This is a genomic window from Numidum massiliense (assembly GCF_001375555.1).
GTDB lineage: Bacteria > Bacillota > Bacilli > Thermoactinomycetales > Novibacillaceae > Numidum > Numidum massiliense.
Genome location: NZ_CTDZ01000009.1, coordinates 16,021 through 29,612, shown reverse-complemented (window position 1 = coordinate 29,612; position 13,592 = coordinate 16,021). Strand labels below are relative to the sequence as shown.

General features: G+C 53.7%; 15 protein-coding genes. 3 read left to right on the top strand and 12 right to left on the bottom strand.

The window, feature by feature from the left end; genetic code table 11:
* Positions 1 to 15: 15 nt before the first annotated feature.
* Positions 16 to 1,794 carry an excinuclease ABC subunit UvrC gene (uvrC, locus tag BN1247_RS00865; protein ID WP_054948686.1) on the bottom strand — a complete coding sequence of 593 codons (1,779 nt, stop codon included), beginning with the start codon at positions 1,792 to 1,794 and terminating at the stop codon, positions 16 to 18.
* 306 nt (positions 1,795 to 2,100) lie between these two features.
* Here uvrC and BN1247_RS00860 point away from each other — a divergent pair, with 306 nt between their 5' ends.
* Entirely contained in the window at positions 2,101 to 3,321 is a 1,221-nt protein-coding gene (locus tag BN1247_RS00860) for a hypothetical protein (RefSeq protein ID WP_054948685.1), read from the top strand.
* Between the two features lie 113 nt (positions 3,322 to 3,434).
* Here the strand turns inward: BN1247_RS00860 and trxA are convergent, their stop codons facing one another.
* Complete coding sequence (gene trxA, locus BN1247_RS00855) at positions 3,435 to 3,752, bottom strand: thioredoxin (protein WP_054948684.1); 318 nt, start codon at positions 3,750 to 3,752, stop codon at positions 3,435 to 3,437.
* 307 nt (positions 3,753 to 4,059) lie between these two features.
* Between trxA and BN1247_RS00850 the strand changes: the two genes are divergently transcribed.
* Positions 4,060 to 4,698, top strand: a complete 639-nt coding sequence (locus BN1247_RS00850; protein WP_054948683.1) for an Hsp20/alpha crystallin family protein — start codon at positions 4,060 to 4,062, stop codon at positions 4,696 to 4,698.
* A 73-nt stretch (positions 4,699 to 4,771) separates the two neighbouring features.
* On the opposite strand, the gene BN1247_RS00845 is transcribed toward BN1247_RS00850, so the two are convergent.
* The 6 genes from BN1247_RS00845 to BN1247_RS00820 all read right to left on the bottom strand — a co-directional run bounded on the left by BN1247_RS00845 (position 4,772) and on the right by BN1247_RS00820 (position 8,250).
* The gene (locus BN1247_RS00845) at positions 4,772 to 4,972 is read right to left on the bottom strand and encodes a CDGSH iron-sulfur domain-containing protein (protein ID WP_054948682.1); all 201 of its coding nucleotides are present in this window, start codon (positions 4,970 to 4,972) and stop codon (positions 4,772 to 4,774) included.
* 77 nt (positions 4,973 to 5,049) lie between these two features.
* Complete coding sequence (locus tag BN1247_RS00840; RefSeq protein WP_054948681.1) at positions 5,050 to 5,883, bottom strand: TVP38/TMEM64 family protein; 834 nt, start codon at positions 5,881 to 5,883, stop codon at positions 5,050 to 5,052.
* 123 nt (positions 5,884 to 6,006) lie between these two features.
* Entirely contained in the window at positions 6,007 to 6,615 is a 609-nt protein-coding gene (locus BN1247_RS00835; RefSeq protein WP_187119683.1) for a hypothetical protein, read from the bottom strand.
* 120 nt (positions 6,616 to 6,735) lie between these two features.
* Complete coding sequence (locus BN1247_RS17535) at positions 6,736 to 7,140, bottom strand: hypothetical protein (protein ID WP_147675148.1); 405 nt, start codon at positions 7,138 to 7,140, stop codon at positions 6,736 to 6,738.
* Between the two features lie 4 nt (positions 7,141 to 7,144).
* Positions 7,145 to 7,765 carry a TlpA family protein disulfide reductase gene (locus tag BN1247_RS00825; protein WP_187119682.1) on the bottom strand — a complete coding sequence of 207 codons (621 nt, stop codon included), beginning with the start codon at positions 7,763 to 7,765 and terminating at the stop codon, positions 7,145 to 7,147.
* Positions 7,699 to 8,250 carry a MauE/DoxX family redox-associated membrane protein gene (locus tag BN1247_RS00820; protein WP_054948677.1) on the bottom strand — a complete coding sequence of 184 codons (552 nt, stop codon included), beginning with the start codon at positions 8,248 to 8,250 and terminating at the stop codon, positions 7,699 to 7,701. The genes BN1247_RS00825 and BN1247_RS00820 overlap by 67 nt, the downstream gene beginning before the upstream one ends.
* Before the next feature lie 148 nt (positions 8,251 to 8,398).
* Here BN1247_RS00820 and thpR point away from each other — a divergent pair, with 148 nt between their 5' ends.
* A complete protein-coding gene (thpR, locus tag BN1247_RS00815; RefSeq protein WP_054948676.1) occupies positions 8,399 to 9,076 on the top strand; it encodes an RNA 2',3'-cyclic phosphodiesterase in 678 nt (225 codons plus the stop codon).
* A gap of 28 nt (positions 9,077 to 9,104) precedes the next feature.
* Here the strand turns inward: thpR and BN1247_RS00810 are convergent, their stop codons facing one another.
* The 4 genes from BN1247_RS00810 to BN1247_RS00795 form a co-directional block, all read right to left on the bottom strand.
* Entirely contained in the window at positions 9,105 to 10,250 is a 1,146-nt protein-coding gene (locus tag BN1247_RS00810) for a transglutaminase domain-containing protein (protein WP_054948675.1), read from the bottom strand.
* A gap of 122 nt (positions 10,251 to 10,372) precedes the next feature.
* Entirely contained in the window at positions 10,373 to 10,777 is a 405-nt protein-coding gene (locus BN1247_RS00805; RefSeq protein WP_054948674.1) for an acyl-CoA thioesterase, read from the bottom strand.
* A 19-nt stretch (positions 10,778 to 10,796) separates the two neighbouring features.
* Complete coding sequence (rnz, locus tag BN1247_RS00800; protein ID WP_054948673.1) at positions 10,797 to 11,714, bottom strand: ribonuclease Z; 918 nt, start codon at positions 11,712 to 11,714, stop codon at positions 10,797 to 10,799.
* 53 nt (positions 11,715 to 11,767) lie between these two features.
* The gene (locus BN1247_RS00795; protein ID WP_054948672.1) at positions 11,768 to 13,486 is read right to left on the bottom strand and encodes a CocE/NonD family hydrolase; all 1,719 of its coding nucleotides are present in this window, start codon (positions 13,484 to 13,486) and stop codon (positions 11,768 to 11,770) included.
* Positions 13,487 to 13,592 lie beyond the last annotated feature (106 nt).

Here is a 13,592-nt window from a genome sequence, read left to right as displayed (position 1 = left end):
TGCGTGATCCGTGTATCATTTACCCGATTCCCGCAGCGCCTGTTGGATCGTACGCGCCAGTTTTTCTCCGATCCCGATTTCGCGGAACTCGTCGACTTCCGCTTCGCGGATGCGCTTCAACGAGCCAAAGTGTTTTAAGAGTAGTCGCTTGCGCTTCTCCCCGACGCCGGGAATGGCGTCCAACTGCGAGTGGACGACACTTTTGGCGCGTGTCTGACGGTGGAAAGAAATGGCGAAGCGGTGCACCTCGTCCTGGATGCGCTGCAGCAAATAAAACTCTTGACTGTCGCGCTTAAGTGGAACGACTTGCGGCGGTTCTCCGAATAACGGCTGGGCTGTGCGGTGCTTGTCGTCTTTCACGAGGCCGCAAATCGGAATGAACAGGCCGAGTTCGTCCGCAAGCACGTCTTGCGCCGCTGTCATTTGCCCCTTGCCCCCGTCGACAATCACTAAATCGGGCAGCGGCAAATCTTCGCGCAACACGCGCGTGTATCGACGGCGAATCACTTCGCGCATCGATTCGTAGTCGTCCGCACCGGTGACCGTTTTAATCGTAAATTTGCGGTACTCCTTCTTATCCGGCTTCCCGTCTGTGAACACGACCATCGCCGACACCGGGTGTGCACCTTGGATATTGGAGTTGTCAAACGCTTCGATGTGGTTTGGCGTGCCGATGCCGAGCACTTCCCCTAATCGCTCCGCCGCTAAGATGGTCCGCTCCTGCTGCCGCTCGATGAGACGAAATTTTTCCTGCAGCGCGAGGCGGGCATTCTTGTTTGCTAGTTCGACGAGCTTTTGCTTTTTGCCTCGCTGCGGTGTGTGCACGGTCACTTTTAACCAGTCGGCTAACAAGTCGTTGTCCGCGTGAATTGGCAAATATATTTCCTGCGGCAACAGCGAATTATAGGAATAAAATTGTGTTACATAGCTTAAAAAGTCTTCCTCCGCTTCGCCGTAGTACGGAAACAAGGAGACGTCGCGTTCGATCATCTTCCCTTGCCGCAAATAAAAAACTTGTACACACATCCACCCTTTGTCAACAGCGTAACCGAACACGTCACGGTCTTTTCGATCCAAAAACGTCATCCGCTGTTCGTCGTCGAGACCATCAATCGCCCGAATGAGGTCGCGCATTTCTTTCGCCCGTTCAAAATTTAGCGCTTCAGCTGCCTGTTCCATTTTTTGCACGAGCTGTGCGCGAATGTCGCGATGCCCGCCCTTTAAAAAGCGGACGATTTCTTTCACCATCCCCTCGTACGTTTCCGGTGCGACCTCGTTCACGCACGGCGCTAAACATTGTCCCATGTGGTAGTATAAGCAGACTCTGTTCGGAATCGTGCGGCATTTGCGCAGGGGGTACAGTTTGTCCAGCAGTTTTTTCGTCTGCTGCGCAACGCTCGCATTCGGGTACGGGCCAAAATATTTGCCCCCGTCTTTGACGACTTTGCGCGTCACTTCGAGGCGTGGGTGTGCTTCTTTTGTAATTTTTATATACGGATACGATTTATCGTCCTTAAGCATGACGTTGTAATGTGGGCGGTGTCGTTTTATTAAGTTGCACTCGAGCACGAGTGCCTCGGTGGCACTTTCGGTGACGATATATTCAAAGTCAGCGATTTCCATCACGAGACGCTGCGTCTTCGCATCGTGACTGCCGCTAAAATACGAGCGTACGCGGTTGCGTAAGTTTTTCGCCTTCCCGACATACAAAATATCGCCCGCGTCGTTTTTCATGATGTAACATCCCGGCTGCTCTGGCAATAACGATAGTTTTTCCGCAATACGTGCGCTCATCGCATCATCCCTCCACGTCAGCGAAGTTATCGAACAGTATTTCCGTACGGCAAATCGATCGCGCGTCCAGGTTACCGCTCAAGCCCATTCATCTCTCTATCGTAGCACATCCGCCGCTCCCACGTCATATGCGCCCGGCACCTCCCCTTAACGTTCGCCACAGCCACTTCATGCAGCTCGAGCAAGGGCCTTCCATCTGCCTGACCGACGTGTCACGACGTACATTCACTACTTTCAGAATTAAGGTTGTCCTTTATCGGTCAATCGCGTATAGTACAAAGTAAAAAGAGGGGTGTGAGTCATCGTATGGAATCCTACATGTCACTGCTGAAACGGCACGGTTTGAAGCTGTGGGGAGGCTTTTTACTCGGCAACTTAGCGACGTTCATCCCTGCCTTCGTCGTAATATTCATGTTTATGTTCGTCGTAATCTTTGCCGTTTCCACTAGCGGTCTTGCGCTCGCGGAGCACGCGATTGATAACCCTTTTGCTCTGTTGGAAATCATTTTTAGCCCGTCCTTGATCGCAATTACGTTGCTGTTAGCTTTGTTTGGCATAATTGTCGGCCTGTTTACGAGTACCTTCATCACTGCTGGCAGTATCGGCATTACCGCTGAGGCCGTTACCGCCGATCGCGGCACCGTCGGGGACTTTTTTAGCTTCGGCTTCCGGCGCCTGTTCCCGATGTTCGGACTGATGCTCGTCTTATTCTTGTTGGCTATCCCAATTATGTTTGTCGCCTTTTTTGCCGCCACTTCCTTTGCGGCTGCGATCGATGTCCCAGGTGAAGGAGTCGGATCGGGTCTCTTTTTCCTACTACTCACTTTGTTGCTATTCGCCCTTTACGGACTGATGTTCATGCATGCCCCCGTTAGCCTCATCGTAGAGCAAAAAGGAGTGTTCGATTCGATCAGCGAGTCGTTCAACACGTTCAAAAACAATTTTGGACAAGTACTTTTATCGGGTATTATCGCGCTGGCGATTTCGATCGCGGGCTACCTCGTGCTGACGATCATCTCGTCAATCGTTGGCTTCGGCTCGATCAATCATTTAGAAGACGGGGCGTTAATTAGTTCCTCTTTATTAAACATCGTATTTTTCCCGCTTACTTGCGCCATCCAAGTGTTCGTCGTATCGTCCATCGTCTTTCGCTATTTACGCATCATTAAGCAACCGCCGGTTACAGGGGGCGGCTGGCCGCCATACGGTAGTGAACCGTACCCTGACGGTGACAGCGGATCATCGCCGTACGGTGGTGGCGAACGACAATCTCACGGCGACGGGTCGACCCCATACGGTAGTGAATCGCAACCTTACGGTGACAGGTCTACCCCTTACGGTGACGGTTCGCATAGTTCGCAGCAACCTTACGCTGACGGTTCAGCCCCATACAGTGAAGGATCGCAACCTTACGCTGACGGTTCAGCCCCCTACGGCAACGGCCAAAACCGACATGACCATCCACGCGAGGCTCACGACGAACGCGATAACTACGTCGATCGGAGCGACCGAAATGGCGATTATTAACACGTACAACGCGCACGACAACAACAAGACGCCCTCAGTCACTTAGCCGTGACAGGGCGTCTTGTGCAGTTGAAAAAAGACAACGTTCGCATGCGTTTTACCATACGTTAACGTTACTTATTCTTATTCAATACATGAAGCAGTTGTTCTTTCGTTTGAAAACCAACCAGTTTATCGACGACTTGCCCGTCCTTAAAAACCATCAGCGTCGGAATACTCATAATGCCAAAGCGACCCGCTGTGTCCGGGTTCTCGTCTACGTTAACTTTTGCGATCTTCACTTTATCGCCGATCTCGCTATCCACATCTTCTAAAACGGGAGCGATCATTTTACACGGCCCGCACCAAGGTGCCCAAAAATCGACTAATACTGTGCCCGTGCCTTCGACTTCGTCGGAAAACGTTTGATCGCTGACATTTACGATCGCCATGTATAGTTCCTCCTTCTTACTAGCTGGTAGATATAAAATAGAGTCTATGCCAGTATAACATGCAGTATAAAAAATATCCAATTGTCACACACGAGTCACGCCCTATACGCGTGCTATTGTGCGACTTTCCTATACGATAAATGGTTCCCGTCACACACACAATTACAAAGAAAATTGCCCGTAACGCAAAAAGGGATTCCGATACATGAATCGGTCGACACTCGTGCAAACTAATACTTGAGGGTCGGTAACAAGCCTTCGCGCACAGTGATCGACGAAAAATTAGAATCGAAAGGAGTATCCGCTAATGCCGTTAATCCCATTTGAACCGTTTCGGCAACTCGATGCGTTTCGCAACGAGATGAACCGTTGGATGAACCAAAATTTCCCGAGCTGGGCTCAACAAACGTTTAGCTTCGGTCCGCGCATTGATGTGTCAGAAACGCCTACCGAAGTCGTCGTCGAAGCAGAAATACCCGGGTTGACGCAAAAAGACGATCTACGCATCGACGTCCATGCGAACCAAGTGATGCTGAGCGGTGAAATTCGCCGCCAGTCACACCACAGCCCGCAAGGTCTGGCTGGGAAGCGACAGGAGGAACTAACGCACACAGCTGGCATAACGCCACCCCCACAGCAACGGGAGACGCCATCGACGCATCATCATCAAGAAGGAACAGCAACGCCTTCTCGCGGGGAACGCTTCGAGCCTAAACTAGGAGCTGACGACCAAAGGCAATCAACACGACACGAAGGGCTGTCAGAAACTGAAGCTAACTATTACCACAGCGAACGGTATATTGGCCAGTTCCACCGCGTCATTTCTTTGCCGACGGAAGTCGACGAATCAAAGGCGTCTGCCTCTTACAATAACGGTATTTTAGAAATCCGCATGCCAAAAATAGAAGCGCCGAAAGGAAAACGCATCGACGTCGATTTTCATTAACAAACAAAAAAGAAGATAAAATCGCCTCCCCAGAACTGAACGATCTTTTAGGGGTGGCGATTCTTTTTTTGCTTTACTTCGCCCGCGTCGCATCGGTAAAGGCAATTTTTTTGTGGGTACCGTCGCAAAATGGTTTGTTTTCCGATTGACCGCAACGGCACAAGGAAAACTTTTCTTTCGTTTCAAAGCGGTTGCCTTCCGCATCGACTAGCTCGACATCGCCTGCCACTAACAGCGAACCGTTATCGCGAATTTTAATCGTCGCTCTGGACACACGTACAACCTCCCCTCACCCGTTGTCGTCCCTCACTGAAAAGTATACCATCTACAGGAATCGCGAGCAAAAAACGTCTATTGATCCTTTTCCTTACCCTCCTTATTCTTTCCGGCAAGGCGCAAAATCCACTCCTCCAAGCGGTCTTTGTACACATAGCCGACGACGAGGGAAACGAGTAAAAAAACGCCCAAAACGATCCAAAACAGGCCGAAGTTGCTCACCATGCCTTCAGCGGCCACAACCGTCGTCACGACACTCGGGATGCGGCCAATCGTCACTAAAGCGAAAAAGCGCCGGTACGACACTTTTGACAATCCCGCTAACGCACAAACGGCATCGTCGGGCAAAAACGGCAAAATGAAAATAATGAACAACACGATCCCTTTTTCGTCGAGGACGCCGATATACTTGTTAAATACTTCTTCCCCGACAATTTTAACGACGACGGGACGACCCCAGCGCCGTCCAATGTAAAACACGAGCAAGGAGCCGGCAACTGCCCCGGCTAAACTGAGTGCGATGCCGCCCCACACGCCAAACAATATGCCGCCGACCGCACCGACGACGACGCCGGGTATGGGCGCAATTAACACTTGGAACACTTGTGCCATAAAATACGCGAATGGCATCCACGATCCGAAGCCGAGTATAAACTCGCGAAATTTTTGCGGCGAAGTGAACAGTTCCCACACTTTTCCCAACAAGGGGCGCCAATCGAGCGCAAAATAAGCGTATACGGCTAGTCCGACTAAAAGGATGCACAGCACGACGACCGTCGTCTTGTTTCGCTTTTTGCGGGAAGCCGCTCGCCCTCGTTTCGCTGCAATATTAGCTGAAAATTCTTTGCATTGTTTGTGTTCGTTCGGATGTTGTTCTGATTCAGCTGATAGCTTTTTTGCTGGTTCCATCGACGGCTCCTCTCACACTTACATGATCGTTATCTCCTATCATTATAATAAACGTCCAACGCTAAACATAGGTTCAAGTTATCTTAAGATATCCTAAAAAAAAAAAGCGAACACTCGCTGTGTTCACTCGGAAAAAAGTAAGAGCCACAATAAAACACACGGTAAAGCAGTTAACGCCAGCGCGTTTACTGTCCGGGACAACTTATGCCATTTACGCTGCTTCACCAGTATCTCGCTCTCCCCCACTCCGCTCGCTCGTGCCGTGACGGCCAGGGCGACCGTCGGTAGCGCTCGGCTTACACCGTAGACGATCCCCGCCCACACGCCGGCAGAAGGTGTCGCAAAAAAGCCGACGTACAAATAGGCGACATAAAACGTCACAAAGGGGACGTACGTAAAAACACCAGCCCCTAAGATCGCCCCCCAGACAACCATATCCGTCCACGAGCCCCGCCCGACCCACGCCACCGGAATTTGCCAATGCCTTTGCGGGACGCGGAGTGGCAAAAAGCCCCACTCGCGCAGTGCGAAAACGACTGCCACTCCCCCTAAGACGCATACTTTTACCGCAAACGGCCACCAAGCGGCGACTGCATACACGAGGGTCGCGCAAAGCCAACCAGCGAGGCCGCCGCTTACCGCACACGCCCATAAAAATACGACCGCGTCAATCACGCGCTGCTTTCGCTTCCCCTCCGTACCGGAAGGTGTGACCGCTAAGGTCACATTCATCCCTCACGCCGTACAAAATTTAGTGAGCCCCGCTACGACTGCCAACACGACAATCATCAGCCCATCCACATCCATCTCCGGTTGCCTCCGTCCCTGCCTAATCCAAGCTATAGTGACACGCTACCATTCCGCGATCTCATGTCGACAGCCACAGTCGTGAGCCGATCGTTGCCACGGACTGTACGGTGTGCAATCGCAACATACCGCTGTGCGCGGCGCACCGTGCGCGGCGATACACCAACAACCCGTTTGCACGTAATTCCAAGCGTGAGAGACGCGGTACCCTTGAGGACATTTCGCACGGCCGTCGGGCGGACAGCCGTCGCAAAACCTTCCGTTAGGCGGTACACATTGCGGACTGAGCCACGACTCTTCACACCACGTCTCACTTGCTCGAAATACGTTGATCGGCCGTGTCGCGAAATCCATAAAGCGGCGAAACGAGTGATCGAACCGCTGCCTTAAGCGGGGGATGCCTTCCGATCCTCGTGCCATTCCTTCGAACAAGCGTCTCATCCGTCTCATTGTATCACCCCAAGTATCGCCCCAGTTTTACGAGTAACCCCTCCAGATGCTGCTCGCCGTTGCACAGCCCTTTGCCTCTGACGACCCCTGTCCGATCGAGTACAAAAGCAAAAGGGGTGACCCTCACTTTAAAATCGGTCATGATCGTTCCCTCGTTGTCCATGACGACGTCCCCGTGCAGCTGTTTGCCGCCGACAAGCTGTGTCACTTGCCCTTCGTCCCCGAGTGCGACGAGGACGAAGCGGATGTGGGCACAGTGCTTCCCGTACACGTCGTTCCAATCGTCCAGCAATTGCCGACATGCCGGGCACGTCGGCGATACGAACGCCATGAGCACCGGCACCCCGTGCAACTCCTCGCGCGTAAGCACTGTACCCTCCTCGTATCGCACCCCACAAAACGGTGGCATCGCTGCGCCAAGTCGGATGCCGTCCCGGGCGATCGCCTCCGCCGAGTGCAAATAGACAGCGCCAAACTGCCGAAAGATGAGAAAGACCGCAAACAACAAAAAGATGTTCAGTAGCCAAAGCATCACGTTAGAAAGGATAAGCAGTTGATTCATCCCGACTCCCCCGGTCGCTCCGTTTCCGTTAACACGCGCCACGCCTTGCGGTAACTGATCCATACCTTTTGTGCCAGCAAGATTAACGTGGTCATATACAATCCGAAGAGCACGGCCGGACCCGAAAACCCAACCCATAAGCGGTCCCGGAAAGCGGCCGTCAAAAGCGCAAAAACGATCAGCAGCACCGTTTTCCACAACGTAAAACGGTCGGCTTCCACCTCGAAAAAACGGCCATAACACGCACACTGAACGTGTCGTCCCGTTTTTACGACGGTGTAAACAGCATAGCCGAAGCCGAGCAGCAACACACATAACAACATCGCGCCGCTAAGAGACGTTTTTTCGTTCACGAGTAACACGGCTCCGGTCGCTTCGGCAAACGGCAGAACCGCCCCGTAAACAGTAGCCATTCGCCGCGGCAGAACGTCATACGCTTGCACAAGCTTAATAAATTCCCGCGGCGCAGCCAATTTTAATAGTGCCGACAAAGTAAACAGGGCGACGAGAACGACGACAACTGCGTGATACAAGATTCCCCAAACCATGATGACCACCTGTTATAGCAATACGCAGTTATGCAAAGAAAAGTGTCGCGCAGCACAAAAAAAGTGTCGACATTTTTCGTTTGCACCGCGTCGTCGCATCGTATAGTATATTTTTCGAGCCCAAAAACGACGAAGGAAGGTGATACGCGTGCACGACCGACCGTCACGTTTATTCGTTGCGCTGCCGCTCTCGCAAGACGTACGCGCTGTACTATACAGATGGACGCGTACCGAGTGCGAACGGCTGCCATTTCGCAAGTGGGTACACAGAGACGATTACCATATCACGCTGCACTTCCTCGGCGACTGCGCGCCGTCGCAAACAGAGGCGATCGCGGAGAAGCTCCGCATTGCGGCGGACCAAGTGTCGCCTTTTTCATTGCAGTTGACGTCGCACTTAGGAACGTTTGGGAAGCGTGAACAGCCGCGAATTTTGTGGGCGGGCGTCGCGGGTGACACAAGTGCGTTAAAACGTCTGCAGGCGGCTGTCGTCACGGCTTTAACGCCGCTCGGCTTTGCCGGAGAGGAGCGCCCGTACCGCCCGCACATTACGATCGCGCGGCAATACAGGCGTCGTGACTTCTCACTCGAACGACTGACGCCGCTACATCCGTTCCCCACCACGCCCCGGCAGGAACCTACGCAACAGGAACGAATCATGCAGCGGGAACGAATGACACGACAGCAACAAACGACGAAACGGGAACAATCCGCACTGCAAGGGCCCGTCACCTGGCGCGTCAGTCATATCGCGCTCTTCCGCACACAGCCCGGGCAACTACCGCTGTATGAAACTGTCGCTCATCGTCCACTTCGCGCAACGTAACAAAAACAGCCATCGTCTGATGGCTGTCTCAATAGAGCGCTTCTTCTCGCTTGTGCGTACGTTTAAACTGAGCCGGATCGGGATCGAAGTAATCGTCACTATACTGGCGGACAAACGCCCCTTCTTGCACGTAGCCCGCGCCCCACGTCGGATCCATCGTCAGCCAATTTCCGTCTACTTTTGCCTCCACCCACGCATGCCGTTCGCCGTCTGCGACGCCCCCGACATAACGTGCTTCGACATTTGCGGCACGCAGCAACGCCACCGTCAAAAACGCGTAATCTTGACAAACGCCACTTTTACGACGCAGCGTTTTTAAAGCGCTGTCGTCCAAGGAGAACGAGTCGTCTTCCAATTTTTTGACATCGTACGCCACTGTTTTTGCGACATACTCGTAAATCGCCTTTGCCTTTGCACGGGCACCCTTCTTACCTTTCGTCAAATCGCGCGCCAGCTTGTCAATCGGCGGCGCCGTCGATTGTATACCGCGCGAGGGCATTAAGTGCCGCCTGTCCCTGGCACTACTGAAAACAGTAAACCGCGCCACACTGGCGAATTCGAAATACTCCTTTTTAGTGTCGGGATTGAGCGGGACGCTGAGCGTCACGTCGTACTCTCCCGGACCGAAGCGCAACCAATATTCGCCGTCAAAGGTGCCATTTTTCACTGGGATGAGATAACTTGCCTCTAGATTGTCTTTGTCCGCTTTGCGAGTCGTGACGACTAACTGCTCCACTGCGCGGTTTTCCGGCACGGAAAGTTCGAGTGACCCACTCACCCGAGCCTTCTCTCCCGTGAACGTACCGTTCGTCGCCGGTTCGTATAGATGAAACTTTTGCTCGTAATAAGGGCGGAAAAATGCGATCTTTTTCTGGCCGTAATAAAAATTTTCCACGAAGAGTTCTGCTGCTTCTGCGTAACGGTTTTTCCGCGACAAGTGGGGCACGAGCACTTTAAGATCGTATACCCCTTCTCCATATTTTAACGGGATTTCTGTTGATCGTTTGATAGCATTACCTGGCGTGCGCATAGCGGCAGTGAGTTTCTCACCGGCCGCTGGCTCCTTCGAGCCGTTCACCTCCTCGTCGATAGCCTGTCCGAGTACCCCACAGCCGGTCATCGCCAAGAGTGCGCCCACTACTAACAACGATAACGATAACAACAGCTTCTGCACAGGCAGTCCCCCTTATTCTCCCCCGCATCACACGATATGTCTATATATACGACGTCTGACGCACAATTCCTGCAACAGCTCCGTGCAACGCCTAGTACAATTGCGATCTATATGGCTCTATGCTATGCGCCTACCTCCGCAAAATGTATAGCCAGTTCCGGTAGGATCGGCAAACTGACCCGCTTCGCTAAATCAAAACAGACACTTGTCACCTCTGCCTCGACGACAACGTCCCCCGCGGGGTTATAAATGTTTTGCTGTAACACAAAACTTGTCTTGCCGCGCGTAAGCGGCCGCGTCACGACGGTGAGGCGGTCACCTTTACGCGCTTCCCGCCGATAATTGACCGCGAGCCGGACAACGACCGTCCCAACTTGCCGCTCGAGGTATTCATCCCACGACAGGCCACACTGCTCGTACCAGTCCAACCTCCCCCATTCTAAGTACTCTACGTATTTGGCGTTGTTCACATGCCCTAACTGATCGAGATCGGTCGAACGAACGATGAGTGATAGTTCATTTTCCACGATGATTTACTCCCTCCATTTATTTCGGCAGCTCATATGACCACAAGTCGTGCGCGATGTACGTGTTAGGAAACACTTGCTCAGCTTCCGCCAACAACTCGTTTGCCGCACCCTCGTACCGGGCGCTAATGTGGGTCAAAATGAGCGTCCCGACGCCAGCGTCACTCGCTACGCGTGCAGCGTCCAGCGCTGTCGCATGGTAATATTTCGCTGCTAACGCCGCTTCCGCACGCGCGAATGTCGCTTCGTGCACGAGCACGTCCGCATTGCGCGCCAGCTGCACAGCAGCCTCACAGTAGCGAGTGTCGCCGAGAATCGCAAGTTGACGCCCGGGTACAGGTAACGCGACGTAGTCGCGGCCGTCAATCGTCCGTCCGTCGGGCAACACGACAGTCTCGCCTCGTTTCAGACGGCGATAAAGCGGTCCAGGCGGCACGCCGTCCGCGCGCAACCGTGCCGCTTGCAACTTTCCCGGAGCGGGGTGCTCACACAGCCGATAACCGAAGCTGTCGATGCGGTGTTCGAGGCGCGCCACTTCGACGGTGAACGGGTCGGCCGCAAACGTCATCCCGTCCACCACTTCGACGAAGTGTAACGGGTACGGTAACTGCGTTTCCGCTACGGCGAGCGCCGTCTGGACAAACTGACGCAGCCCACTCGGCCCGTAAAGCGTCAGCGGCGCCTCCCCGCCCTGAAAAGCGCGGCTGCCGAGCAGTCCCGGTAAACCGAAAATGTGGTCGCCGTGTAAGTGCGTGACAAATAGTTTGTCGAGCTTACTCAATTTTACCGGAGACTTTAATATTTGGTGCTGTGTCGCCTCACCGCAATCGAACAACCACACCCGCCCGCCGTGTGACGCCATGCGGAGCGCAAGGGCCGACACGTTGCGCCGCATCGACGGCATGCCCGCACCCGTTCCCAAAAAATGTAATTCCATCTGTCTCACCTACCGGATCGTGAAACTTCTGCCGAGCGCGATTGATAAAGCTTTCAGCTACCAATTACAGGCAAAATAATTGCCGAAGGGTGTGCCCTATCGTGGTAAACCGTCTGCTCGGCAACAGTCACCTCACGCGTTTGCCCGAGTGGTGCTCCCGTATTTAAGTTACGGTCGTACTTCGGAAAGGCGCTCGAGGCGATTTCAATGCGAATGCGGTGCCCGCGTAGGAAACGGTGACACGTGTTCCAACAGTCGACGACATATTTATAAATGGTGCCCGGTTCGATTAAGGACGGTTTGTCCATCCCGTCGCGGAAGCGGGCGCGCACCATGCCGTCGGTTAAACGCTGCGCATACCCGTTCGGCCACACATCTAACAGCTTAACCATAAAATCTGTGTCCTTCGCCGTCGACGCCGCGTATAGCTCCATTTTTACTGGGCCGATCACTTCCGTATCTTCTGCTAACGGTTCGCTACTGTAAACAAGTACGTCGTCGCGACGTTCGATCGCTGCGTAATCGTCCGGCCCGCCGATTTGTGACGACACCATGTCGGTAATGAATGGCACCGGATCGCGCGGGTCGTACACGTACGTATCTGTCGCGGCCTCCGCACCAGTCCCCCCCTGCGAACGATCCACGCCTTCGCCATGCGCCGCGGTCGGCCGTTCTAACGTCAAACGGCCGTCGCCGAAACGGCTGTTCGCCCGCCCGCCACTATGTAAGTAGTAAGGCGTCCACGTCGTACGCTGCAGCGGCCACTCACCCTCGTCGCGCCATTCGTTCGCTCCAGTCACAAATAGCCGTACTGGTGCCTCGTCCATCACCCCGTTATGTTCCCCTTTTAACCAGTAGTCGAACCAACGCAACTGATACCCTTTAAGATCGATCAACGACGTGGGGCCGAAGTCGATGTCACCCAGTTTTGTCGACTGATTAATGTTGTGTGGCCACGGTCCCATGAGTATTTTTTGACTGCGGCGCGCCGCTTCCGTTGCCGCATGACTCGTCATCCCGGCAAAGTTTAACGGCGTCCCGACTTGTTCGTCGTCGTACCAACCTGAGATGTGTAGCACCGGAAGGTCGATCAAATGGAACTTATCTTGATAAGCGATTTGTCGCCACCAGTCATCTAACTGTGGGTGAGCTAATTCTTCGCGCCAGTGCGGCATGTTGCGGCCCGTCAGCTCATCCATCTCCCTTAGCGGCAAATGGGCGTAAATCGATTCCCAGTCGACGACGTCGACGTTTTGCATGACGCGCCCGCTCACCATGTACAACCAACACAAGTGGTGCGGCGTCGGCACCCCTGTCGGCCACTCGACAAACGGATCCGAAGGCGTCACAGCCGCAATCATCGTCCGCAAGTGCGGCGGCTGCGTAAGCGCCGTCAACCATTGGATGCGGGCGAGATAGGAGCCACCCATCGTACCGACTTCGCCATCGCACCACGGCTGCGCGGCAACCCATTCGACACTGTCGTAACCGTCTTGCCCTTCATTGCGGTAAGGGACAAACCTGCCCTCCGAATCGCCGCGCCCGCGTACATCCATATACACGACAGCGTAACCGTGGGTCGCGAAATACGTCGCTGTTTCGTAAATGTCAACACTCGTCTTGCCGTACGGCGTACGTACGACAATCGCCGGATACCGTCCGTCCTGCCGCGGCAGGTACACATCCGCCGACAACGTCACCCCGTCTCGCAGCGGCACGCGTACGTCGCGAGTAACTGTCACTTCCTGTTGTCCATCGTTCTGTTTGTGCAAGTGTGCCTACCTCCCATATGACGATGTTGCATAACACTAGTATAGCGGATTGTACACACAACGAAGCAAAAAAAATCTCCCCTAGAGGGAGATCGTTCCTTCCACT